We start from the raw sequence: 21874 nt of genomic DNA, 5'->3' as shown, positions 1-21874 counted from the left end.
CTCACCACACCGCCCCGCGCCCCCTCCAGGCCGCCTTCCGCGGCCCTGGGCTTCCGCCCCGGCCCGGAGGGCTACCGGACCTCGGCTATCGGCAGGCGCAGCGCGGCCGGGGCGTCGTCCGGCACGGCCGGGGTGCGCGGGGCCGTGTACGGGATGCGGCGGTAGGGGCGGCCCAGGGGCGGGCGAGTGTCCTTTTCGCCCTTGTTCGGCCACAGGGCCATCGCGCGTTCGGCCTGGGCGGTGATGGTCAGGGACGGGTTGACGCCGAGGTTCGCGGAGACCGCCGCGCCGTCCACGACGTGCAGGCCGGCATGGCCGTACAGCCGGTGGTACGGGTCGACGACGCCGGTCGCCGGCGAGTCGCCGATCACGCAGCCGCCGAGCATGTGCGCGGTCATCGGGACGTTGAACAGATCGCCCAGCGTGCCGCCCGCCTGCCCGCCGAGGCGTTCCGCGAGCAGTTTCACGGCCCGGTTGCCCGCCGGGATCCATGTCGGGTTGGGCTCGCCGTGACCCTGCCGGGTGGTGATGCGTGTCCGGCCGAACAGCCCGCGCTTGCGGTACACCGTCAGTGAGTTGTCGAGCGACTGCATCACCAGCGCGATGATCGTGCGCTCCGACCAGTTGCGCACGCTGAACATGCGGATGCGGCGCGGATCGCGCGCCAGTTGCCCGAAGAACTGACGCAGCCGCGGCCGGTCGCCGTCCGTCAGCAGCGTCTGCATCAGCCCCATCGCGTTGGACCCCTTGCCGTAGCGGACCGGTTCGATGTGCGTGTTCGCGTCCGGGTGCCAGGACGACGTGATGGCCACCCCGACCGACGCGTCCACCACGCCCGTCTCCAGCGCGGCGGCGCCCAGCAGCGCCTCGGAGTTGGTCCGGGTCAGCTCGCCGAGCCGCCTCGACAACCGCGGCAGCGTGCCCTCGGCGACCATGCGGTGCAGCAGCCGCTGGGTGCCGAGCGTCCCGGCCGCGAAGACGACCTGGTCGGCCGTCCACGTCCGCAGTTCGCGCCGGGCGGCGCGCGGCGTCGCCGCCCGGGTCGGCACCGTCTCGACCGCGTACCCGCCGCCCGGCAGCGGCCGTACGCGCCGCACCGTCCGCTCCGCGTGCACCTCCGCCCCGGCCCGCTCGGCGAGGTGCAGGTAGTTCTTCAGCAGCGTGTTCTTCGCACCGACCCGGCACCCCGTCATGCACGAGCCGCACTGGGTGCAGGTGGTGCGCTCCGGCCCCGCGCCGCCGAAGTACGGGTCGGGGACCCGCTGTCCGGGCCGCTCGCCCTCGCGCGGGAACAGCACGCCGACCGGCGCGAGGTGGAAGCTGTCCCCCACGCCCATCTCCTCGGCGACCGCCTTCATGTGCACGTCGGCGGGCGTGGTGTGCGGGTTGACCACGACGCCCAGCATGCTGCGCGCCTGCCGGTAGAACGGCTCCAGCTCGGTTTGCCAGTCGGTGATGTGGCCCCACTGCGGGTCCGCGAAGAACGCCGCGGGCGGCTGGTACAGCGTGTTGGCGTAGTTGAGCGAGCCGCCGCCGACCCCGGCACCGGCCAGGACCACGACGTCCTTGAGGACGTGCACGCGCTGGATCCCGTACATCCCCAGCCGCGGCGCCCACAGGTAGTCGCGCAACTGCCAGGAGGTCTTGGGCAGATCGGCGTCCGCGAAGCGGCGGCCGGCCTCCATGACGCCGACCCGGAAGCCCTTCTCGGTGAGGCGCAGTGCGCTGACCGACCCGCCGAAGCCGGAGCCGATCACCAGGACGTCGTAGTGGTGGCGCCGGGGCCGCCGCACCGGGCCGTCCGCGGACGCGGCCGGGGACGCGCTCGCGGGAATGCCCGATGAGGCACGGGAACTGTCCGGAACGGTGCCCTGCTCGCTCGTCATAGCGGCACATTACTTTCCGGTAACCCGCGGGGGAAGACCCCGCCGAAACCCGCTCCGCCCGCCCCCGCGACGCCCCCCTGAACCCGGCACGGCATCGTTGCGTGGACATCTCCGGAGCCGCCGGTGCACGCCCGCCACACAGTCGAAACCCGTACAGCCGGTCCAAATGCGTCCCCCATGGGGGTCGCAACTGCCCATATTTGCCGCGGAATTGCCGATCAGGTCACAGTGGGGACACCCTCGGTAATTCACCGTCATAAGAACCTTGCGACCGGCTTTCGGCGAGGGGTAGATGGTGATGCGGGCCGTGGAATCCATGGTTCGGCGGCTCGGGTGGGAGCCGGGGCACCGTGCCGCCGGCTGAGTCGGGAACGGAGAGTTCTATGCCGCAATCTGTTCACTTCACGATTCCTTTCGCCTCGCGGGTGAGCCCCGACCTTGACCGGGCTCGGCCGCGCAACCTCGACTGGACGTGGGAGCACGGGCTCGTACGGGGCGAGGCGGGTCTGCGCGAGTACGCCTCCTGGGACCTCGCCCAGGCGGCCGCCCGCACGTACCCCCACGCCACCGGCGACGACCTCGACATGCTGATCAACTGGTTCGGCTTCGCCTTCCTCTTCGACGACCAGTTCGACGCCTCGGGCGACCGCCCGTCACAGGTGTCGGCGGTCGCGCGCGAGATGATCGCGATCCCGTTCCGCCCGGTCGGCACTCCGCCGGACGTCGTCTGCCCGGTGACCCTCGCGTGGGTCGAGATCTGGCCGCAGATGTGCGCCGGCATGTCGGAGACCTGGCAGAACCGGTTCGCGAGCAACTGGGCGCGGTTCATGGCCGCGGCCGTCTGCGAGATCCACCTCGCCGCACACGGCGAGGTCATGGACCTCGACGGGTACCTGGCGCTGCGCCAGCACACCGTGGGTCTCCAGCACTCGCTGGACGCGGTGGAGCGCATAGGCGGGTTCGAGGTCCCGCCGCAGGCGCAGGCCCACCCGGTCATGCGCCGGCTGCGGCACGCGACCACGGACTGCATCGCGTACATGAACGACATCCACTCGCTCGATCGCGAGGAGGCCCGCGGCGACCGGCACAACCTGGTCACGGTGCTGAAGCGGCACCTGGGCTGCTCGCGGTCGGCGGCGCTCGACGAGGCGATCCGGATGACGTACGCGCTGCTCGACGAGGTCATCGAGCTGCACGCCCGCATTCCGGACATGTGCGATGAACTGCAACTCACCGACGAGGAGAGGAAATCCGTTGAACTCGGCGTCGCGGGCACCGGCGACTGGATCCGCGGCAACTACGAATGGGGCCTCGCCAGCGGCCGGTACACGGTTGCGCCGACGACGCAGATGACAGGGCCCGCGCCCTATCTCGAAAGTCTGGAGGTGCTGCCGAAGGCCGGCTGACCGGAACGTTGGGCGCCGCCGCCGGAGCAGGTCCTCGTACGGTCCGTCGAGGACCCGTTCCGGCGGCGGCCGCCGCGGCCGGGAGCCCGATCGGGTGACCGTGGATGTTCGGAAACCCCGGTCCTACCCTGGGAGTGGCACAGCCGTACCGGATCCGCCGCGGAGCATCGGAGCCTGCCATGGCCGTCCTGCTCGTCGTTCTCATCGTGGGCCTTGTCGCGCTGTTCACCGCCGCGCGCGGCGCCAGGGTCATCCAGCAGTACGAGCGCGGCGTGGTCTTCCGGCTCGGCCGCGTGCAGTCGGACGTCCGGCCCCCCGGCTTCACCATGGTCGTCCCGGTGTTCGACCGGGTGCGCAAGGTCAACGTGCAGATCGTGACGATGCCCGTCCCGGCCCAGGAGGGCATCACGCGCGACAACGTGACGGTACGGGTGGACGCGGTGGTCTACTTCCGGGTGCGTGACCCGGTACGCGCGATCGTCGAGGTGCAGGACTACACATACGCCATGTCCCAGGTCGCGCAGACCTCGCTGCGCTCGATCATCGGCAAGAGCGACCTGGACGACCTGCTCACCAACCGCGAGCCGCTCAACCAGGGCCTGGCCCTCATGCTCGACTCCCCCGCCGTCGGGTGGGGCATCGAGATCGACCGCGTGGAGCTGAAGGACGTGGCACTGCCGGAGTCGATGAAGCGCTCGATGTCCCGGCAGGCGGAGGCGGAGCGCGAGCGGCGTTCGCGCATCATCACCGCGGACGGCGAGCTCCAGGCGTCCGAGAAGCTGGCGCTGGCGGCGGACGCGATGTCGCGGTCCCCGAGCGCGCTGCAACTGCGGCTGCTGCAAACGATCGTGGAGGTGTCGGCGGAGAAGAACTCGACGCTGATCCTGCCGTTCCCGGTCGAGTTGCTGCGCTATCTGGACAACGCGGCCGACGACCTGGCGTCCCGGCGCGGGGTGGCCTCGCGGATCGCCGACGCGATGGAGGCCGCGGCCGACAAGCAGCCGCTGGAGAGCCGGGGCGCCAAGGCCCCGAACGAGGACGGGCCCGCAGGCGATGCCCCCGCGGGCGACGTCCCGGCCGACACCGAGACCTCAGCCGACGGACCGCCCTGATCCCCCGCGCCGCCCGGGCCGCACCGTCGCCAGCGCGCCCGCGATCGCTCCCGCGACGAACAGCGCGGTGGCCGCGGTCCGCGCGGGGTGGCAGCGCGGCCCGGACGCGTGCGCGTCCATCCGCCCGCCCGCGGACCGCCACGACATGACGGACCACCGCGACTGCGCGGACAGCGCCGAGCCGACACTGAGCCACGACCCGATCGACAGCGCGGACAGCGCGGACCCCACCGACGCGACCGATCCGGCCGAGCCGATGGACCCGATGGACAGCACCGAGCCCTCCGACGCGATCGACAGCACCGAGCCGCGCGACCACAGCGAGAGCACCGAACGGTCGGACCCGACGGACCACTTCGAGGTCGACCGGCAGTCCGCGCGGCGGGACGCGGCACACGGGCGGCGCGAGCCGCCGGACGCGCGGTGCCGGGAGTACGGGGCAGAGGCGGTCATGGCGTCTTCCATGCAACACATCGTGCCCCACCCGCGCGCCGAGCGCCCGAAGTCGCGGCAAGCGCACGGGCGTACGTGCGCGGCGTCCGGGGCGTGCGACGGCCCCCGCATCCACGGAAGGACAACGCGGGGGCCGTCGGTGCGGGTCGTGGCGACCCGCGGTGTCAGCCGTTGTAGCAGAAGTTGCCGAAGGCCGGGTTGAGCACGCCGATGACGCTGACGGTGTTGCCGCAGACGTTGATCGGAACGTGGATCGGCACCTGGATCAGGTTGCCCGACAGCACGCCCGGGGAGCCCACGGCGGCGCCGTTCGCCCCCGCGTCCGCCTGCGCACCGCCCGCACCGAGCGCCAGAACCGCTCCGGCCGCGGCGATGGTCACGGCCGTCTTCTTGACCCAGCTAGTCACATGATCTCCCTAAGACGGTGGAAGACCGCCCTACGGCGGTCCTGAACCACGGTCGGGCCGCCGCCCCGGCGATGGCAACCGGCATATGGGTGATTCACGGAGAGTGATGGAAATACGGGCGAAATCGGGCATTTTTCCGCCGGACGGCCCACCGCCGCGGGGGACCCGCGGACACCGCCATGTGGTCGAGCGCGCCCGCTCCTCAGAGCCGGTCCACCCCCGTGACCCGCACGACCGCGCGCCCCTCCGCGTCCGACGCCGCGAGATCGACCTCGGCGCTGATGCCCCAGTCGTGGTCCCGCTCCGGGTCGTCGAAGATCTGGCGCACACGCCAGCTCCACTCCTCCTCCTCGACCAGCAGCATCTTGGGCCCGCGCGCGTCCGGACCGGTGCCCAGCTCGTCGTGCTCCGCGTAGTAGCCGCCCATCGCCTCGGCCCAGCGGTCGGCGTTCCAGCCGGACTCGCCGTCCAGCTCGCCGAGGTCGAAGTACTTGCGCAGCGCCGCCAGTTCCACGCGGCGGAACAGCGCGTTGCGGACCAGCACGCGGAACGCCCGCGCGTTCGAGGTGACCGGCCGGGTCTTCTCGTCCAGGACGTCCGGCTCCGCCGCCACCGCGTCCGGGTTCGCCAGTTGCTCCCACTCGTCGAGCAGGCTGGAGTCGACCTGCCGCACGATCTCGCCCAGCCACTCGATCAGGTCGAGCAGATCGTCGGTCTTGAGGTCGTCGGGCACCGTCTGCTGGAGCGCCTTGTACGCGCTCGCGAGGTAGCGCAGCACGATCCCCTCGGCCCGCGCCAACTCGTAGAAGTTGGTGAACTCCACGAACGTCATGGCCTGCTCGTACATCGTGCGCACGATGGACTTGGGGCTCAGCTCGTGGTCGCCGACCCAGGGGTGGCCGGTGCGGTAGACCTCGTACGCATGGTCGAGCAGGTCCTCCAGCGGCCTCTCGTACGTGATGTCCTGGAGCAGCTCCATGCGCTCCTCGTACTCGATGCCGTCCGCCTTCATCTGCGCGACCGCCTCGCCGCGCGCCTTGTTCTGCTGCGCGGCCAGGATCTGGCGCGGGTCGTCCAAGGTGGCCTCGACGACCGAGACGAGGTCGAGGGCGTACGACGGCGACTCGCGGTCCAGCAGCTCGAAGGCCGCCAGCGCGAAGGTGGACAGCGGCTGGTTGAGCGCGAAGTTGTCCTGGAGGTCGACGGTGAGCCGCACGGTGCGGCCCTCTGCGTCCGGGGCCTCCAGCCGCTCGACGATGCCGCCGTCCAGCAGCGACCGGTAGATGGCGATGGCGTCGCGGATGTGCCGCCGCTGCGCCGACTTGTCCTCGTGGTTGTCGGTGAGCAGGCGGCGCATCGCCTGGAAGGCGTCGCCCGGTCGCCCGATGACCGAGAGGAGCATGGCGTGGCTGACCTTGAAGCGCGAGTTCAGCGGCTCCGGCTCGGCGGTCTGGAGGCGGTCGAAGGTCTCGCCGCTCCACGACACGAAGCCCTCGGGGGCCTTCTTGCGCACGACCTTGCGGCGCTTCTTGGGGTCGTCCCCGGCCTTGGCGAGCGCGCGCAGGTTCTCGATCTCGTGCTCGGGGGCCTGCACGACGACGTGCCCGACGGTGTCGAACCCGGCGCGCCCGGCCCGCCCGGCGATCTGGTGGAACTCGCGGGCCCGCAGGCGCCGGACGCGCACGCCGTCGTACTTGGACAGCGCGGTGAACAGCACGGTCCGGATCGGGACGTTGACGCCGACGCCGAGCGTGTCGGTGCCGCAGATGACCTTGAGCAGCCCGGCCTGCGCCAGCCGCTCGACCAGGCGCCGGTACTTGGGCAGCATGCCGGCGTGGTGCACGCCGATGCCGTGCTTGACCCAGCGCTCCAGGTTGCGGCCGAACTTGGTGGTGAAGCGGAAGTGCCCGATCAGGTCGGCGATCCGCTTCTTCTCGTCCTTGGTGGCCAGGTTGATGCTCATCAGCGAGGCGGCGCGCTCGACGGCGGCGGCCTGCGTGAAGTGCACGACGTAGACGGGCGCCTGGCCGACGCGCATCAGCTCTTCGAGGGTCTCGTGGATGGGGGTGGTGACGTATTCGTACGTGAGCGGCACCGGCCGCACCGCGGACCGCACCACGGCGGTCGGACGCCCGGTCCGGCGCGTCAGGTCCTCCTCGAAGCGCGCGACGTCGCCGAGGGTCGCGGACATCAGGACGAACTGCGCGTGCGGCAGCTCGATGAGCGGGATCTGCCACGCCCAGCCGCGGTCCGGCTCGGCGTAGAAGTGGAACTCGTCCATGACGACCTGGCCGACGTCGGCGTCCGGCCCGTCGCGCAGCGCGATCTGGGCCAGCACCTCGGCGGTGCAGCAGATGATCGGCGCGGTGGCGTTGACGCTGGCGTCGCCGGTCATCATGCCGACGTTGGAGGTGCCGAACGCCTTGACCAGGTCGAAGAACTTCTCCGACACCAGGGCCTTGATGGGCGCGGTGTAGAAGGTGCGCCTGCCGCGCGCGAGGGCGTGGTAGTGCGCACCGAGCGCGACCATCGACTTGCCGGACCCGGTGGGGGTGCTGAGGATGACGTTCGCACCGGAGACGACCTCGATGAGGGCTTCCTCCTGCGCCGGATACAGGCTGATCCCGCGCTCCTCCGTCCACGCGGAGAAGGCCTCGAAGAGGCTGTCGGGATCGGTGTCGGAGGGAAGCCGGTCGATGAGGTTCACCCCACCATCCTGCCTGCTCGCGGGCCCGGCGTGGGTCAGCGGGTCAGAACAACCACCCGGTCGTCGACGTTGACCACGTGCCCGGCGCCGAGCCGGGCGAGCGGGCGGTCCCAGTGCAGGTGGCCGCACACCGTCAGGGGCGTGCCCGCGTCGGCGACACGCGCGCCGATGAGCGGGTTGCCGTGCTGCTCGCGGCGGACGCCGGGCGGCCCCTCGTGCAGGACCAGGACGTCCGGCGCGGCCCGCGCGACGGTGTCCAGCGCGGCCAGGAAGTCGTCCTCGGCGCGGCGGTCGGTGCGGCGCGGGTCGCCGATGACGCCGCTGACGCCGCCGAAGCGCACGCCGCCGTACTCGACCACGTCGCCGTCGAGCAGCGCGGCGACGCCGCCGAGCCCGGCGACCTCCTCGGCGGTGACCAGGTCGTGGTTGCCCGCGACGCCGACGATCCAGGCGCACCCGGCGGCGGCGAACGCCAGCCAGACGTCGGCGACTTCGCCGGAGGCGCCGCGGCGGTTGGCGCGCGGGGCGGAGTAGAGGTCGCCCGCGAGGACGACGCCGACGCGGTCGGCGGCGGGCAGCAGGCCCGCCTCGGCCCACACGGCCATGTGGTCGGCGAGCGCGATCCCGAGCAGCACGTCCTCGCCGCCGTAGGGGGACGGCGCGATGCCCTGGAGGTCCCCGGTCAGCACGACCGCGTCGACGTCCGCGGGCAGCGTGTCGACGCGCAGCGACTCGACGGCGAGCAGCGCGGTCTCGGTCCCGCCGCCGCGACGGGCCCGCCGGTATCTGACCTGGGTGACCGGCTCCACTTTCCCATTGAGAACGCGCATGTCCTCAACGGTACGGCTTGGCCTCCCGCGGGCGCCCGAGTGGATCTTGCCAAATCGCAGGTCGGGGCGCCGCCGGTGCGTTTCCGCTGCACCTGCGTCACACAGAGCGATGCATCCGGTGCGCGAAGTGCCGGACCCGGCCCTCGTGTCCGCGGCCGCCCCGGCCCGGCTCGGTCCGGTCGGCGGGATGGGGCGTGCCGCGCCCGCGCACCCAGGCCAGCAGCATCACCGAGGTGACGGCGGCGAGCGCGCACCAGGTGGAGGCGAACTCGCGCGTCCAGATCCAGGCGCAGACCGCGGCACCGACCGCGCCGACCGCGCCGAACCACACGAGGACGCGTTCGCCGGACGCCAGCAGCGCGCCGAGCGTGGCGACCAGGTAGCCCGCTATGACGGGGTGCGGGTGGTCGATGCCGATGGCGTACTGCACCGTGTGGCCGCGCACGGTGGCGTCCACGGGGCCGGTCGCCAGTGCTTCGCCGAGGTATGCGGCGACCACGACGCCTATGCCGAACAGCGCACCGAGCGCCGCACGGCGATGGCGTCCGGCCGCCGGCCACACCGCCAGCAGCACGCCGAGCGGCACCAGGAAGGGCAGCAGGGGGAAGGCTATGAACGCCCATATGCCCCGCGCGAGTTCCGCGGCCTCCTCGGTGGCCTTGCCCTCCTCGCCGCGCCACACCACCGCCTCGACGAGCTGATGGAAGCCCAGGATCAGCGGCACCGACGCGAGGACGACGTCTCTGGGACGGCGCACCGAGGCGAGCGTCGCGATCCCGACCGCGCTCACGGCGGTCCCGGCTATCACATCGGCGGTGGCACTCCAACACATACGACCTGTCGCTCCTGTCGGCCTGTTCTCCAGCGTGGCACGCCCCGCGCTACCGCGCTCGGGCGGAATGGCGTAGACCTGTCGGTCTGTTGTCCCCACTACCGAGTTCCGCCGAACGCAGCGACCAGGAGGCCACCGATGGCACCGCACTCCCCCGAACACCGCTACAGCGTCGAGGTCGAGTGGACCGGGAACACCGGCGACGGGACCGCCACTTACCGCGGGTACAGCCGCGACCACGACGTGCGCATTCCCGGAAAACCCACACTGCTCGGTTCGGCGGACCCCGGGTTCCGTGGCGACGCGGCCCGGTGGAACCCCGAGGACCTTCTCGTCGCGTCGCTGAGCGAGTGCCACATGCTGTGGTTCCTGGCGCTGGCGGCCCAGGCGGGCGTGGTGGTGACGGCGTACTCCGACCGGGCCGAGGGGCTGATGGTCACCGAGGCCGACGGGGCGGGGCAGTTCACCGAGGTCGTGCTGCGGCCGACGGTCACCGTCGCGGACGCCTCGATGGCGGCGAAGGCGGAGGCGCTGCACGAGACGGCGCACGCCAAGTGCTTCATCGCGCGGTCGGTGAACTTCCCGGTGCGCAACGAGCCGACGACGAACGCCGCGGTCTGACGCGGGGCGTGCCGCGGGCCCGGGGCGGCGGACGGGGACGGCCCCGGGCAAGCCCGGGCGGGATGCCGCGCGCGGGCCACATGTCTCTTTGCCTGGGCGGCGGGCCGGAGAATAAGGGGCGCGGGCGTACCGGGTGGGGGTGGGTACGCCCGCGCCAAGGGGAAACAAGTCCCCTTGATGGCACAGACCCTGGGGGGTTGGGTCGAGCCTCGGCCGCCGGAGGGGGGGAGCCCCTATGTCTTCCGGGTCGGCCTGCGGTGCAACGTTAACGAGATCCGCGCCCGTTGAACACCTGATCCGGCCGATTTAAGGAAGGCTTAAGCCGGATGAGGTGACGAATGGGCGCACTCCGCCCTTCCCGCCCCTTCCGTCAAGGGCCCGTCAGGACGAATTGCGGTGGCGTTCAGCGCGCATCGGCTGTCCGGCGGCCCTTGCGCGCCCGGCGCCCACGGCGCGATACCGGGGCATTTCCGGCACCGAACCGCACCGAGACCTGCGCGCCGCCCAGCACCGAGCGCTCCAGCCGCACTTCGCCGCCGCTGGACTCCGCGACCCGGCGCACGATGTCCAGGCCGAGCCCGGTGGAGCCCTCACCCCCGTCCCCGTGGCCGCGCCGCAGCGCCGCCTCCGGGTCGCTGATGCCGGGGCCGCCGTCGGCGACCAGCAGGATCACGGTGTCCCCGGCGGCCGGACCGCCCACGTGCAGGGTGACGGCGAACGGCGTGCCCTCGGCGGTGTGTCGGAAGACGTTGCCGAGCATCGCGTCGACGGCGGCGGCGAGTTCGGCGCGCGGGACGGGCACGCGTACCGGTCCGCGGGCCTCCTCGGCGCCGTCGAGCCGCCAGTCGCGGTCCTCGTCCTCGGCCAGCGCGGACCAGAACGCGATGCGGTCGCGCACCACTTCGGCGATGTCGCTGCCGACCGGCTCCGCGACGGTCGTCTGCCGCCGCGCGGCCAGGATGAGGCGGTCGACCTCGCGCTCCAGCTGGGCGACCGCGTCGCGCGTCTGGTCGGCCACCGAACTGTCGCCCAGCGACGCCGCGTTCAGGCGCAGCGCGGTCAACGGCGTGCGCAGCCGGTGGGACAGGTCGGCGGCGAGCTCGCGCTCCGCGGTCATCAGCTTCTCGACGCGGTCCGCCATGCTGTTGAACGCGGCTGCCGCGTCCCGCAGTTCGGTGGGGCCCTCGGGGGTTATGCGCACCGTCAGGTCACCGCCGCCGAGCGTTCCGGCGGCGCCGGCCAGGCTCTTGGCGGAGCGTACGACCCGCGCACCGAGGCGGTCGGCGACCACCAGCGAACCGCTCACCAGCAGGACGGCCACCCCGGTGAGCACCAGCCACGCGGTGCCGACCCCGCGCGAGGTGTCGCCCTCGGGTACGAAGACCTCGATCACCGTCACCCGGCCGTGCTCCAGCGCGACGGGTTGCAGCAGCGACCAGCCGCCCTTGGTGTGAACGCGGAACGCCTGCGCCCGGTCGCGCGCCTTCTGGAGCGCGTTCGGGGCGGCCCGCGGGGCGCCGAGCACACCGCCGTCGGGCAGGTGCACCGCCATGCGCCCGTCGGCACCGGCCGGGACGCTGGCCAGCGCGCGTTCCAGAGCGGACCGGTCGGTGGTGATGACCAGCGCGGGCTGGAGGGCGGCGGCCTGGCGTTCGGCGTCGGAGAACGCCCGGTCGCGGGCGATCTCGCGGACGACCAGGCCGAGGGGTATCAGGAACGCGAGCGCGACCATGGTCGTCACCGCGAGGGCGACGCGGACCAGGGTCCCTCTCACGCGGGCGCCTCCAACTTGACCCCCACCCCACGCACGGTGTGCAGGTAGCGGGGCTGCCGGGCGGTCTCGCCGAGCTTGCGGCGCAGCCACGACAGGTGCACGTCGATGGTCTGGTCGTCGCCGTACGCCTGGCCCCAGACCTCGGCGAGGATCTCCCGGCGCGGCACCACGGTCCCCGCGCGCGACGCCAGGAAGGCAAGCAGGTCGAATTCGCGCCGCGTCAGGTTGAGCGGGGTGCCGTCGAGCTCGGCCTCGCGGCGGCGGACGTCGATGTGCAGCCCGCCGGTCCGGAGCGCGTCGCCGGTGGAGCGCCCGCGTGCGCGCCGGAGCACGGCGGACATGCGCGCCCCCAGGTGCTCCCCGGAGAACGGCTTCGTCACGTAGTCGTCGGCGCCGGCGTTGAGCAGCCGCACGATCTCGGCCTCGTCGTCGCGGGCCGTGGCGATGATGACCGGGACGTCCGATATGCCGCGCAGCATCTTGAGGGCCTCGCTGCCGTCGAGGTCGGGCAGGCCGAGGTCGAGGATGACGACGTCGAACGGGTGCCGGGCGACCTCGCGCAGCGCTTCGAGCGCGGTGCCGACGCTCCGGACGCCGTGTGCCTCCTGCGAGAGGTAGCGGATCAGCGCCGAGCGTACGAACTGGTCGTCCTCGACCACGAGCACCTGTGCCATGGGCCGAAACCGTATCGTCAGGTCCTCCCGGCGCGGGACGGTACGTCCGAATTCCGGAACCGGCCCGTACCGGTGCGTAGCGGCACGGCAGGATGGCCCCGTGCGACGAGCGACGACCCGGGTGACGGCCTGGCTGGCGGTGACGGCCGCCGCCGTGGCCCTGTCGTGGTACGCGGTGCGCACGGTGCTGCGCGACACCGTTTTCGAACCGCCGCGCGCCCCGGCGCTCGCCGCCGACACCGTGCGCGGTCCCGCGCCCGACCCGGCCGCCGACAACCCCACCATCTCCGCAACCTCGCTCCCCGCCCCTCCCTCCACAACCAAGCCCCCGCCTCCGGCATCTCCCGCGCATCCGGCACCTCCCGCACCTCCCGCGTCGAGCCGCCCCACCGCCTCCCCCACCCCCTCGCCCCCCGACCAGACCCGCAGCTTCGAGGTCAAGGGCGGCTGGGCCTCCTTCACCTTCCGCCCCGACTCCGCCTCTCTGATAGCCGCCACTCCCGACTCCGGCTGGGCCGTCAAGGTCTGGCCCGGCGACCGCTGGCTGAGAGTCGACTTCACCCGAGGCGGCCGCACATCGTCGGTCTTCGTGACCTGGAACGACCACCCCCCACTGGCCGAAACCTACGAATCCTGACCCGCCTGGGAGNACTGGATCCGCGGCAACTACGAATGGGGCCTCGCCAGCGGCCGGTACACGGTTGCGCCGACGACGCAGATGACAGGGCCCGCGCCCTATCTCGAAAGTCTGGAGGTGCTGCCGAAGGCCGGCTGACCGGAACGTTGGGCGCCGCCGCCGGAGCAGGTCCTCGTACGGTCCGTCGAGGACCCGTTCCGGCGGCGGCCGCCCCGACCAGGCCCGACGTACCGGCGGAGCCCGCAAGCAGGGACCCCGGATCGCGCAGGCGAGCCGCCGTCCTTCGACGACCCCGCAGCACATCGTCTGCCGGGGCGGCCTCCCCGTGCGGGTGTGGGACGTGTGGTGACTTGGGCGGTCTTGTCGTTCACTCCGTGCGGCCGTTTGGGGGATGGGAGCGGGGTCCGGTCATAGGTATGCCGGGTTGGGGGACACCGGGGCCTCATCTGGCGTTCGGACATATGTCCGAATCTGGTAAGCATGCGGGGTCTGGGCAACGGGTAGGCGGCTCCTGGATCGTGTTCCGATCGACTCTTTCCTCCCAGGAGGCGGCAGATGTCCCAGGCCCACGTAGACGCACGCGGCGGACCCGACCTGCCCTCCCGGATATCCGGCGGGGCTCCGGCCGACTCGCGGGCGCCGGACGATCGGCCGCTCAGTGAGTACGAGGCCGAGAGCCATGCCGCCGAGGCGTCCTTCCGGGTCGGGCCGCCGACGCGGGTGGGGGTCGAGATCGAGTGGCTGGTACGCGACGAGTCCGACCCCGCGTGGCCGGTCACCGGTGAGCGGATCAGCACCGCGCTGGAACCCGGCCCGATGCCCGGCGGTGGGCGCATCAGCCTCGAACCCGGCGGGCAGATCGAGCTCAGCTCCTCTCCGCAGCCCTCGCTCGACCGCTGCATCGAGGCCGCCCGCCTGGACGTCGCCCTGCTGCGCGACACCGCCGCGGAAGCCGGACTGGTCCTGGCCGGCGCCGGCGTCGACGCGTACCGCGCCCCGCACCGCGCCCTCCAGCACCCGCGCTACGTCGCCATGGAGCGCTACTTCGACCGCTCCGGCCACTGGGGCCGCATCATGATGTGCAGCACCGCGTCGATCCAGGTCTGCGTGGACCCCGGCGACGACTCCCCCGGCTCCGCCGGAATCCGGCACCGCTGGGCGCTGGCCCACCGCATCGGCCCCGTGCTGCTCGCCATGTTCGCCAATTCGCCGCACCACGGCGGCCGGTCCACCGGCTGGGCGTCCACCCGCCAGCTCGCGTGGTCGCGCCTGGACGCCTGGCGCACCCGTCCCCCCGAGCACGGCGCCGACTGCGATCCGCGCGAGTCCTGGTCGCGCTACGTCATGGACGCGCCGGTGATGTGCGTGCGCCGCGAGGAACCGGCCGACTGGGTGATCCCCGACGGCATGACCTTCCGCGACTGGACCCGCGGCGCGCTCGACCCCGCGCCCACCGCGGCCGACCTCGACCTGCACATCTCCACGCTGTTCCCGCCCATCCGCGCGCACGGCACGCACCTCGAACTGCGCATGCTCGACGCGCAGCCCGACGACGGCTGGGCCGTGGCCCTGGCGGTGACCACCGCCCTGCTCGACGACCCGACCGCGTCGGCGCGCGCCTGGGAGCACACCGAGCAATTGGCCCGCTCGGCGGCCGCCGCGCCGCCCTACGCGTGGTGGTTGCGCGCGGCCCGCTTCGGGCTCGCCGAGCCGCTGCTGCGCGAGACGGCCCGCTCGCTGATGGCCGCCGCCCTGGACGCGCTGCCGGGAATGGGTGTTTCGCCGCAGGTGTTCACGGATGCCGTGGAGTTCGCCTACCGCTACACCGACCGGGGACGCGCGCCCGGCGACGACCTGCCGGCGGCCGCCGCGCGCGAGGGGATCCGTGATGCCGCGACCGTCCGCTGAGGCCGCCTGGCAGGCGCTCGACCGCGCCCGAGCCCGTACGACCGGCCTCACCGACGCCGTCGACGACGCCGATCTGGTGCGCCAGCACTCGCCGTTGATGTCGCCGCTCGTCTGGGACCTCGCGCACATCGCGAGTCAGGAGGAGATCTGGCTGCTGCGCGCGGTCGGCGGGCAGGAGCCGATGCGCCCGGAGATCGACGACCTGTACGACGCGTTCCGCCACCCCCGCTCGACCCGCCCCCAACTCCCGCTGCTGGGCCCGGCCGAGGCCCGCACGTACGCCCATGATGTGCGCGGACGCGTCCTCGATCTGCTCGACCGGGCTCCCGCCGACGACCCGCTCACCCGCGACGCCTTCGCGTTCGGCATGATCGCCCAGCACGAACAGCAGCACGACGAAACGATGCTGGCGACCCATCAGCTCCGCGCCGGGGCGCCCGTCATCGACGCGCCGGACCCGCCCCCGGCGGTGGACCTGCCGCCCGCCGAAGTCGTCGTCCCGGCAGGCACGTTCACGATGGGCACGTCCACACACCCGTGGTCGCTGGACAACGAGCGGCCTGCGCACGCCGTGCACGTCGGCGCGTTCGCCCTCGACACGACTCCGGTGACCTGCGGGGACTACCAGCGCTTCATGGCAGACGGCGGCTACGACGACCCGCGCCTGTGGTCCCCGGAGGGCTGGGAGCACCGGGTGAAGGACGAACTGGAGGCCCCCGCGTTCTGGTTGCGCGACGGCGACACCTGGCTGCGGCGGCGCTTCGGCGTGCTGGAGGCCGTACCGCCGGGCGAACCGGTGGTGCACGTCTCGTGGTTTGAAGCCGACGCGTACGCGCGCTGGGCGGGACGCCGCCTGCCCACCGAGGCCGAGTGGGAGAAGGCCGCGCGGCACGACCCCGCGACCGGCCTCTCGCGCACCTACCCGTGGGGCGACGACGAACCGACCGCGGAGCACGCCAACTTGGGCCAGCGCCACCTGCGCCCGGCGGCCGCCGGGGCCTACCCGGCCGGCGCGTCGGCGTACGGCGTGCGGCAGATGCTCGGCGACGTGTGGGAGTGGACCTCCTCGGACTTCGGCGGCTATCCCGGCTTCGCCGCGTGGCCGTACCGCGAGTACTCCGAGGTCTTCTTCGGCTCCGACCACAAGGTGCTGCGCGGCGGTTCGTTCGGCACCGACGCGGTCGCCTGCCGCGGCACGTTCCGCAACTGGGACTACCCGCAGCGCCGCCAGATCTTCGCGGGCTTCCGGACCGCCCGCGACGCGGAGCCCCACTGATGTGCCGTCACCTCGCGTACCTCGGCGCGGAGACGAGCATCCACGAGGTCGTCGTCGCACCGCCGCACGGGCTCCACGAGCAGTCGTGGGCGCCGCGCCGCCAGCGGCACGGGACGGTCAACGCGGACGGGTTCGGCGTCGGCTGGTACGCGGCGGGCGACCCCGTCCCCGCCCGCTACCGCCGCGCGGTGCCGATCTGGGCCGACCCGTCGTTCGCGGACGTGGCCCGGGTGACGCGGACCACCGCGCTGCTGGCGGCGGTCCGGTCCGCGACCCCGGGCACCGGCCAGGGCGAGGACGCGGCGGCGCCCTACACCGACGGCATCCACCTGTTCAGCCACAACGGGCGCCTCGACGCCTGGCCGGAGGGGCTGGGTGCGCTGGCCGCCACGCTGCCGCCCGCGGACCTGCTCGCCCTGGAGTCGCGCTGCGACTCGGCGCTGCTGTGGGCCCTGCTGCGCCGCCGCCTCGCGGACGGTGAGCCCGCCGGACGGGCCGCCGCGGCGGTCGTGGCGCAGGCCGCGGCGCACGGCGACGGCCGCTTCAACATCCTGCTGACGGACGGCCGCACGATCACGGCGACCGCCTTCGGCGACACCCTCTTCCACCGCAAGCTGCCCGGAGGCGTCGTGGTCGCCTCCGAGCCCGACGAGGCCGGGGACTGGACCGAAGTCCCCGACCGCACGCTCGTGACGGCCACTCGGGAAGCCGTGCACCTGCACCCGATAACCCACGCGATGGCGGACAGGAGCTGACTGACCCGTGACCGGAACGACCAGGCTCAGCGTGCGCGGACACCTGCCCGAGGGCTACATGGCCGACGCGCTGCGGCGCGACGTGTCGCTCGGGCTGACGGCGGAGCCGAAGTGGCTGCCGCCCAAGTGGTTCTACGACGGGCGCGGCAGCGAGCTGTTCGAGGAGATCACGCGCCTCGACGAGTACTACCCGACGCGCGCGGAACGCGAGATCCTGCACCGCCACGCGGCCGACGTCGCGGCCACGCTGCCGGCGCACACCCTTGTCGAACTCGGCTCGGGTTCCTCGGAGAAGACCCGCCTGCTGCTCGACGCGCTGCGCGACACCGGCACGTTGGAGCGGTACGTGCCCGTCGACGTCAGCGAGCCGGCCCTGCGCGCGGCGGGCGGCGCGCTGCTCGCCGACTACCCCGGCCTCACCGTGGACGCGGTGGTGTCCGACTTCGACGCGCACCTCGGCATCCCGGACGAACCCGGGCCCCGCCTCGTCGTGTTCCTCGGCGGCACGCTCGGCAACCTGACGCCGGACGAGCGGGCCGTGTTCCTCGCCGACGTCCGCGCCCAACTCCGGCCGGGCGACGGTCTGTTGCTGGGCGCCGACCTGGTGAAGGACACCGGCGTCCTGGTCCGTGCGTACGACGACGCGCAGGGCGTCACCGCCGAGTTCAACCGCAACGTGCTGCGCGTCGTCAACCGCGAACTCGACGCGGACTTCGACGTCGAGCGCTTCGAGCACGTGGCGCTGTGGAACGACCGGGACGAGTGGATCGAGATGCGGCTGCGCTCGCGCGGCGCGCAGACCGTGAAGGTGCGCGACCTCGATCTGGTGGTGGAGTTCGCGGACGGCGAGGAGATGCGCACCGAGATCTCCGCGAAGTTCCGCGCCTCCGGGCTCGCGATGGAGTTGGAGCGGGCGGGCTTCTCGGTGGCGCGCTGGTGGACGGACGCCGAAAACCGGTTCGGCCTGGCCCTCGCGATCCCGGTGTAACTCGGCTGCCGTGCACGGAACTTGCCTGCGGTCCCCGGGCGGCACCGCTACGGCGCACAGAACTTCCGTTGCGCGGCGAAGGGTTCGCGCGGGATGCGAAGTTTCGTGCGGTCGTACGCGCCGGTGAGGTTGTCGAGGAAGCGCGACAGGCTCATGGGCTCGCGTACCGACTCCAGGAGTTCCCTGAGGTCGCCGCAGGCCAGCGCGCGGCGTGCGGCGGCCAGGGCCTCCGCGGAGACGCCCGGCATCTCGGGGACGTAGGTCACCGACGGGTGGAGTTCCAGGGCGAGCAGCCAGACGTCGTCCAGTGGCTTCTGGTGGCCCGGCCACAGGCCTCCGGGCGCGGGCTCCATGTGCGCGCCGACCGTGTTGGCGAGCCCCCAGAACTCGATGATGTACGCGTCGAGCGGCACCAACGCGCCCACCACGCCCAGGTATCCGCCCGGGAAGGAGACCCGGCTGTCCCCGTGCACGGGCGCGAGCGGCAGCAGGAGCGGCGGTCCTCCGGCGGGATCGAGCCGGACGAGCACGGGGTGGTCCGCTGCCAGGCCCGCGGCCAACGCGGCCTTGAGGCCCGGGAACGCGATGGTCCAGCGGCTCGTGCGGTCCGCGTTCGCGGAGCCGGTGATCTCGATGTCGCTGATCCGCACGCGGGCCGTGAGATCGCGGTTCACCGCCTTGTGCGCGGCGTCGTTCCACGGCCCGGCGACGGCCACCGCCCAGACGGCGGTGACGGCGGCCACCGCACCGAGGCGCATGGTCGCGGGCAGGAGCAGGCCGGGGAGCAGCGCGAGGAAGAGCGCGGGCAGGAGCATGCGGCCCTGCATGTAGTCGCCGCCGACGCGGACCACGTACGCGGTGGAGACGGCGGCCGCGGCGATCGGCGTCAGCACGAGGGCGAGGCGGCGGCGGTCGGTGCGCACGCGGGACACCGCCCACGTCACGAGCAGGGTCGCGAACAGCGCGGCGGGGACGTACAGCGCCACCGGGTCGACGAGGTCCCACGCGTAGCGCAGCCCGCGGTCGGTGTTGTCCTCTCCCGCTTCCTTGGTCAGGGCGGGCAGGGGGACCAGCAGGCCGTAGTAGCCGGCGCGGAAGATCTCGTACGCCAGCGGCAGCGCGGCGGCCGCGGCGGCGTACCCGGCGGTGCGGCGCGGCGACGGCCTCAGCAGCAGCCACAGTCCGGCGCAAAAAACCGCGCTGATCACCGCGAAGTCGGGGCGGACCAGGAAGCCGAGACCGAACCACACGGCGTGCCACACCTGTCCGCGGGCGCCGGGGCGCAGGTACGTGCGGACCAGCAGCCACCAGCTCCCGCCCAGCCAGCATGTGCCGAGCCCGGTGTCCAGGCCCGCGGTGGCGAACTCCCAGTAGACGGGCAGCCCGATGAGGACCAGTACCCCGGCGGGCACCACACGGCGTGCCCCGCCGTCGAGGTGCAGGCGGCGGGTGGCGTCCAGGCCGAGGGCCACCCCGGCGGTGGTGAGCAGCAGACCGGTGACGACCGCGGCGAACCCGATGTCGCCGGGGGTGACGGCGCCCACGAGCACGAGGAGCCACTGCCAGAGCGTGCTGGTGTTGGCCTCGACGCGTTCGCCGGTGCTCACGACGGGACCGTTGCCGGCGAGGATCTGCCGGACGGTGCGCAGGAAGATCGTGCCGTCGTCGGTCAGCGCCCGGTCGCGCCAGCCGAGGGCCGCGATGGCGAGGGTGGGCAGGACGACCGCCGCGGCGTTCCAGGCCCGCGTGACACGGTCGGCGGGAGGTGGCGGCGTGGTAGGCGAATCCTCGCCCGTCGCGCCCCGCGGGGTGTCGGACGCGGTGTCGGACGCGGTGTCGGACGCGGTGTCGGACGTAGCCTGCGGCGCCGTACGCGACTCGTCGTGCAACATGCCCTGCGCGGCGTCGGACGTCGCGTCGGACGCGGTGTCGTGCGGAGCCTGCGGCGCCTTGCGTGTGGCCTCGCCGACCGGGTCCGCGGACGCGTCCGCAGCCTCCTGGGGCCGGGTGGCTGGGGTGGGGCTGACGGTCACGAATCAAGTCCTTCTGGATGTTTCGGGCAGCATGGGGCTGCGTCGGGGCGTGCCGGGCCCCGGCCCGACCGGCGACCGCCGGACGGTGCCCCGTGTCGGTGGGGGTGATGCGCCGCTTGGGCCGAGCGAGGTGCCGGTTCCGGGTGTCCCCCGGGTGTCCCCCGGGTGGGTCGCGGGTGGGTCGCGGGTGGGTCGCGGGTGTCCCCCGGGTGGGTCGCGGGTGAGGTGCCGGTTTCCGGGGTCGATCCGGTGGGGTTACGGGGAGGAGCCGGTGCGAGCCTGTCGGTCAGGCGTCCCAGACCCGCGACGTCGCGATCGCCTCCACCTGCTCGCGTGTCAGACTGCCGCCCTGCACCGCGTCGTTCGCGACGTCGGCCGGGCCCACGAGCCCCGATTCCACGGTGAGTTCGAGCCCGTCCGGGTGCAGCACGGTCACGGCCTGCTGGACGGAGACGCCGTCCTCGACGTAGTAGGGGTCGTACCTCGCGGGCAGACCGTTGACGGTGAGGCCGCCTTCGCACCCGCCTCTCGTGCACAGCAGCAGCGCGTTCTCGGGCACCGGCTTCACCCGGATCCGGATCATCGTCGAGTTCGAGCCGGTGCGGACGAGCGCCTGGACTTCGGTTGCCGTACCGGGGACGACGAGCTCGACGCTTCCGTCCCGGACCGCCGACCCGACCGCCTCGGCGAGTAGCCCCGCCACCTGCACCTGCGGCGGCGCCAGAGCGGAGCGGATGTCGTCCCAGATCGGGCTGGAGGCCGTCTGCCCGATCTCCGCGGTGCTCAGCACGGGTTGCGACGTGCCGTCCGGGGAATCGGGGTTGACGGCCCTGACCTGCACCTGGGTGCTGTCGGGCCGTGTGTACGTGGCGAATTGGAACTTCGGTATCGCGAACGTCCGCAGCGTCCCGCCGTCCAGCCCGTGGGAGACCACGCAACCGGTGTCCGCGAGACTGCCCCCGCACTCCTGCGGCAAGTTCCACGCGGTGGTGGTCGGCAGCCGGGCGATCGTGACCTCGACGCGTGCCGTGCCGATCGTGTTGGTGTAGCGGGCCGCGACGAACGCGCTCGCGCGCAGCACCATGGGCCCGGTGCCCGCGAACGCCGTCTCCCCGTCGGACACCATGCCGTTGCCCGGCAGGGCTGCGGTCAGGTTGGCGAGCAGGTTTCCGGTCCAGTCACCGCGCGCGACACCGGGCCGCGCGGCCACAGGTGCGGGCCCGTCGTCCCCGAACCACCGAACACCGCCGGACGCGGTGCCCACGACCAGCCCGACCAGGCAGAACAACGCGACCAGCGTCCCCGACCAGCGCAGCCTGTGCACCCGTCGCTGCCGACGGCCGCGTTCGATCGACCGGCGCACGAGGTCGTGGCTCGGGCCGCCGAAGTCGTCCGCAGCCGCGCGCATCACCTCGACCAACTCGCGCTCGAAGCGGTCCTCCGCGGTCAAGTCCTCGCTGTCCTTCCATTCGATATCCCGGCGACCCCGGTTTCGCGGCGGCATCCCGGGGTCCCTCAGCACGATGCCGCCAACAGTTCCAAATCGGCGCCGAGCACCGTCCGCAGCCGGTCGAG

18 protein-coding genes are annotated in these 21874 nt (G+C 72.8%); 8 read left to right on the top strand and 10 right to left on the bottom strand.

Translation table 11 applies throughout. The features are described from left to right. Positions 1-71: 71 nt before the first annotated feature. Positions 72-1886, bottom strand: a complete 1815-nt coding sequence (locus ACRX5S_RS20400; protein ID WP_436774433.1) for a GMC oxidoreductase — start codon at positions 1884-1886, stop codon at positions 72-74. Between the two features lie 383 nt (positions 1887-2269). On the opposite strand from ACRX5S_RS20400, the gene ACRX5S_RS20395 reads away from it, so the two are divergent. Beyond that, on the top strand, positions 2270-3292 hold the full coding sequence (locus ACRX5S_RS20395) for a terpene synthase family protein (RefSeq protein WP_436774432.1): 1023 nt from the start codon (positions 2270-2272) through the stop codon (positions 3290-3292). A gap of 179 nt (positions 3293-3471) precedes the next feature. After that, positions 3472-4404, top strand: a complete 933-nt coding sequence (locus tag ACRX5S_RS20390; RefSeq protein WP_436774431.1) for a slipin family protein — start codon at positions 3472-3474, stop codon at positions 4402-4404. Here ACRX5S_RS20390 and ACRX5S_RS20385 read toward each other — a convergent pair. From ACRX5S_RS20385 to ACRX5S_RS20365, 5 genes are all read right to left on the bottom strand, one after another. Continuing rightward, positions 4384-4857: a hypothetical protein gene (locus ACRX5S_RS20385; RefSeq protein ID WP_436774430.1), complete on the bottom strand. Its 474-nt coding sequence runs from the start codon at positions 4855-4857 to the stop codon at positions 4384-4386. The two genes, ACRX5S_RS20390 and ACRX5S_RS20385, sit on opposite strands and share 21 nt — an antisense overlap. Before the next feature lie 164 nt (positions 4858-5021). Then, a complete protein-coding gene (locus ACRX5S_RS20380; protein ID WP_436774679.1) occupies positions 5022-5237 on the bottom strand; it encodes a chaplin in 216 nt (71 codons plus the stop codon). Positions 5238-5466: 229 nt separating this feature from the next. Beyond that, complete coding sequence (locus ACRX5S_RS20375; RefSeq protein WP_436774678.1) at positions 5467-8010, bottom strand: DEAD/DEAH box helicase; 2544 nt, start codon at positions 8008-8010, stop codon at positions 5467-5469. Further along, on the bottom strand, positions 8007-8801 hold the full coding sequence (locus tag ACRX5S_RS20370) for a metallophosphoesterase family protein (RefSeq protein WP_436774429.1): 795 nt from the start codon (positions 8799-8801) through the stop codon (positions 8007-8009). The genes ACRX5S_RS20375 and ACRX5S_RS20370 overlap by 4 nt, the downstream gene beginning before the upstream one ends. Positions 8802-8898: 97 nt before the next feature. Further along, on the bottom strand, positions 8899-9591 hold the full coding sequence (locus ACRX5S_RS20365) for a DUF6629 family protein (RefSeq protein WP_436774428.1): 693 nt from the start codon (positions 9589-9591) through the stop codon (positions 8899-8901). Between the two features lie 180 nt (positions 9592-9771). Here ACRX5S_RS20365 and ACRX5S_RS20360 point away from each other — a divergent pair, with 180 nt between their 5' ends. Beyond that, a complete protein-coding gene (locus ACRX5S_RS20360; protein WP_436774427.1) occupies positions 9772-10254 on the top strand; it encodes an OsmC family protein in 483 nt (160 codons plus the stop codon). 403 nt (positions 10255-10657) lie between these two features. On the opposite strand, the gene ACRX5S_RS20355 is transcribed toward ACRX5S_RS20360, so the two are convergent. Then, positions 10658-12028: a sensor histidine kinase gene (locus ACRX5S_RS20355; protein WP_436774426.1), complete on the bottom strand. Its 1371-nt coding sequence runs from the start codon at positions 12026-12028 to the stop codon at positions 10658-10660. Next, complete coding sequence (locus ACRX5S_RS20350) at positions 12025-12702, bottom strand: response regulator transcription factor (protein WP_436774425.1); 678 nt, start codon at positions 12700-12702, stop codon at positions 12025-12027. Before ACRX5S_RS20350 ends, ACRX5S_RS20355 begins: the two co-directional genes overlap by 4 nt. Before the next feature lie 100 nt (positions 12703-12802). Between ACRX5S_RS20350 and ACRX5S_RS20345 the strand changes: the two genes are divergently transcribed. The 5 genes from ACRX5S_RS20345 (at position 12803) to egtD (ending at position 18266) form a co-directional block, all read left to right on the top strand. Next, complete coding sequence (locus ACRX5S_RS20345) at positions 12803-13339, top strand: hypothetical protein (RefSeq protein ID WP_436774424.1); 537 nt, start codon at positions 12803-12805, stop codon at positions 13337-13339. Between the two features lie 555 nt (positions 13340-13894). Further along, complete coding sequence (egtA, locus tag ACRX5S_RS20340) at positions 13895-15247, top strand: ergothioneine biosynthesis glutamate--cysteine ligase EgtA (protein WP_436774423.1); 1353 nt, start codon at positions 13895-13897, stop codon at positions 15245-15247. Beyond that, positions 15228-16523 (top strand): ergothioneine biosynthesis protein EgtB, encoded by a 1296-nt coding sequence (gene egtB, locus ACRX5S_RS20335; RefSeq protein WP_436774422.1) that lies wholly within the window; start codon positions 15228-15230, stop codon positions 16521-16523. The genes egtA and egtB overlap by 20 nt, the downstream gene beginning before the upstream one ends. Beyond that, complete coding sequence (egtC, locus tag ACRX5S_RS20330; RefSeq protein WP_436774421.1) at positions 16523-17278, top strand: ergothioneine biosynthesis protein EgtC; 756 nt, start codon at positions 16523-16525, stop codon at positions 17276-17278. Before egtB ends, egtC begins: the two co-directional genes overlap by 1 nt. Positions 17279-17336: 58 nt before the next feature. After that, entirely contained in the window at positions 17337-18266 is a 930-nt protein-coding gene (gene egtD / locus ACRX5S_RS20325; RefSeq protein WP_436774677.1) for an L-histidine N(alpha)-methyltransferase, read from the top strand. A 47-nt stretch (positions 18267-18313) separates the two neighbouring features. Here egtD and ACRX5S_RS20320 read toward each other — a convergent pair whose 3' ends face one another. Then, positions 18314-20299, bottom strand: coding sequence for a hypothetical protein (locus ACRX5S_RS20320; RefSeq protein WP_436774420.1), 1986 nt, complete (start codon positions 20297-20299; stop codon positions 18314-18316). Positions 20300-20585: 286 nt separating this feature from the next. Continuing rightward, on the bottom strand, positions 20586-21749 hold the full coding sequence (locus tag ACRX5S_RS20315) for a hypothetical protein (protein ID WP_436774419.1): 1164 nt from the start codon (positions 21747-21749) through the stop codon (positions 20586-20588). Positions 21750-21874 lie beyond the last annotated feature (125 nt).

This window comes from Yinghuangia sp. YIM S09857, assembly GCF_051388915.1.
Classification (GTDB): Bacteria; Actinomycetota; Actinomycetes; order Streptomycetales; family Streptomycetaceae; genus Yinghuangia.
Note: the sequence above shows the minus strand (reverse complement) of the source record. Positions and strands in the feature narration are given on the sequence as shown.

Bases quoted from the DNA above. Each gene is read 5' to 3' on its own strand.
- ACRX5S_RS20390 (WP_436774431.1), top strand. From the start codon at position 3,472: ATGGCCGTCCTGCTCGTCGTTCTCATCGTGGGCCTTGTCGCGCTGTTC.
- egtB (WP_436774422.1), top strand. From the start codon at position 15,228: ATGCCGCGACCGTCCGCTGAGGCCGCCTGGCAGGCGCTCGACCGCGCC.
- ACRX5S_RS20360 (WP_436774427.1), top strand. From the start codon at position 9,772: ATGGCACCGCACTCCCCCGAACACCGCTACAGCGTCGAGGTCGAGTGG.
- ACRX5S_RS20400 (WP_436774433.1), bottom strand. From the start codon at position 1,886: ATGACGAGCGAGCAGGGCACCGTTCCGGACAGTTCCCGTGCCTCATCG.
- ACRX5S_RS20350 (WP_436774425.1), bottom strand. From the start codon at position 12,702: ATGGCACAGGTGCTCGTGGTCGAGGACGACCAGTTCGTACGCTCGGCG.
- egtC (WP_436774421.1), top strand. From the start codon at position 16,523: ATGTGCCGTCACCTCGCGTACCTCGGCGCGGAGACGAGCATCCACGAG.
- ACRX5S_RS20385 (WP_436774430.1), bottom strand. From the start codon at position 4,857: ATGACCGCCTCTGCCCCGTACTCCCGGCACCGCGCGTCCGGCGGCTCG.
- egtD (WP_436774677.1), top strand. From the start codon at position 17,337: ATGGCCGACGCGCTGCGGCGCGACGTGTCGCTCGGGCTGACGGCGGAG.
- egtA (WP_436774423.1), top strand. From the start codon at position 13,895: ATGTCCCAGGCCCACGTAGACGCACGCGGCGGACCCGACCTGCCCTCC.
- ACRX5S_RS20370 (WP_436774429.1), bottom strand. From the start codon at position 8,801: ATGCGCGTTCTCAATGGGAAAGTGGAGCCGGTCACCCAGGTCAGATAC.
- ACRX5S_RS20395 (WP_436774432.1), top strand. From the start codon at position 2,270: ATGCCGCAATCTGTTCACTTCACGATTCCTTTCGCCTCGCGGGTGAGC.